This window comes from Marinospirillum sp. (assembly GCF_014859565.1).
The window spans coordinates 1-1,906 of the sequence record NZ_JACUUA010000405.1 but is presented as its reverse complement, the minus strand read 5'-3'; the positions used below and the strand labels follow the sequence as shown (position 1 = coordinate 1,906).

Below are 1,906 nucleotides of genomic sequence, written 5' to 3'. Positions count from 1 at the left end.
ATCAAAATCACCCCTGAAATGCTTGAGCAAGGATAGCAGGATGACGACCTACAAGATTTTTTGTGATGAAAGCTGCCATCTCGAACACGATGGTGCGGATGTTATGGTGCTTGGAGCCATTCACTGTACTGCCGACAAAGCTGTGTCACTCATCAAGCATATTAAGTGGCTGCGCCATCAACACAACTACAAACCGGAGTTGAAGTGGAGCAAGCTGAACAAGCACCAATGGCCACTGTATCGTGATCTGGTTGATCTGCTTGTTTCTGATCCAGATGTGCGTTTTAAAGCCACAGTGGTACTCAATAAAAACATTCTTGATCATCAACAGTACAATGCTGGATCACATAGCAACTTTTACTACAAGATGTTTTATTACACCCTGCGGGATTTTCTCAAAGAAGGGAACGATTACCGCATTTACCTTGACTACATGGACACCCTGGGCGCGGAAAAAAGCCGTAAACTGTGTGATGTTTTGCAAAAAGGAACAAGCTGGCAGATCAAGGTTAACACCACCATCGTGCAGTCTTACGAAGCGCAGTTGATTCAATTATGTGACTTGCTGATAGGCGCTGTGGCTTATCGGAACCGTGATGATATTGAGCACGCCAGTGCCATTAAGATGCAGTTTGTTGAGTATCTGGAAGCAAAGCTGGGTTATGCGCTGAATTATGGCACCCCACCCTGGGAGCAACAGTTTAATATTTTCCGCTTCCAGCCAAGGAGATCCAATGCTGAGTGAACCTCTGGACTTATCAAGGATTGAGGCAACAGCCATTATTGACCTGTTATACGGGATTTTTCATCGGGACTTTGTTGCTGAAAAAACCTATCTGGCTGACAGAATTTATATCAACCCGCGCAGCCACCGGAAAGATGATGGCAAAGAGCAGGACTTCTGGCACTTGACGACCAGAGAGCAAAAAGAGGAAGTCTGGGAAAATGGCAGGCGCACTTTCAGAGTTATCGGGCGCTATCCAGACTTTGATCGGGCAAGCCGCCTGGAATGGGTAAAGCAGATACTGACGAATCATACGCATGACTCGATCAAACTGTTTTACCATCAGGAAACCAATAAGAAGAGAGACATTCGCCTGTACCTTTGGGCTTATGACGCCGACTTTGTTGTCATTTTGCAGAAACTGGGCAGGTCAGATACTTTTCTTGTCACCAGTTTTTACGTTTCACATGATGGCAAGCGTCGTGACTTTGAAAAACGCTTCCAGAACTACTGCCGAGGTGATGCTGTGCTGGCAGGCTGTGAGTGGTTTTGATAAAGAAACGAAGGGAAGAAAAAGGAATGGTCGCCTATTGTAGACCGGGCGATACGGTCACCTCTTTCTACTGAATAGTAGGTGAGCGAGGTGAATTGTGGTGTTTGATGTTGCTGCTGTCAAGAACTTCCCACTGCGGGCTGGATGCGAAAAGGTAAATGCGTTATACGCCCTTCTGGGTCAGAACAGAGTTCATTTGACGGTCATTTGACTCGCGGAGTGGGCCACTGGAATAAATCCATAATAATCAGCATCTTAAATGTATTTTTCATTTGACAGAATAGCCACTGAGCTACAGCGAACACAATAAATTGGATGGAATATGGTTTGCCAATCTGAAAGATTCAAGTGGTAGATCACAACTAGTTAAAGAAAGTGCGCCATCTTTAACTAAAGGCCGAAGCTAGTTAAAGTTGGTTTAGATTATGGGTTTAGCTGGCTGACAGAAATTTGCTTGACCCTTGCTTGACTGGATGACTGGATTACACCACCAAATATCCATAACTAACTGTTTTATATGTTTATTTTAATCTGCAATTGCTTGATGACTGATATTTTTTGAAGTCACATGCAGGAAAAAAGGATGCGTTATGGTCAGCAATACCAAAGAACAGGCGCTGGAAGCGGCG

2 protein-coding genes are annotated in these 1,906 nt (G+C 44.6%); both read left to right on the top strand.

Features of this window, described 5'->3' with window-relative positions:
- Positions 1-40 precede the first annotated feature (40 nt).
- Complete coding sequence (locus IBX50_RS20260; protein ID WP_292258197.1) at positions 41-745, top strand: DUF3800 domain-containing protein; 705 nt, start codon at positions 41-43, stop codon at positions 743-745.
- Positions 735-1,277: a hypothetical protein gene (locus IBX50_RS20255; RefSeq protein WP_292258196.1), complete on the top strand. Its 543-nt coding sequence runs from the start codon at positions 735-737 to the stop codon at positions 1,275-1,277. Before IBX50_RS20260 ends, IBX50_RS20255 begins: the two co-directional genes overlap by 11 nt.
- Positions 1,278-1,906: the final 629 nt, after the last annotated feature.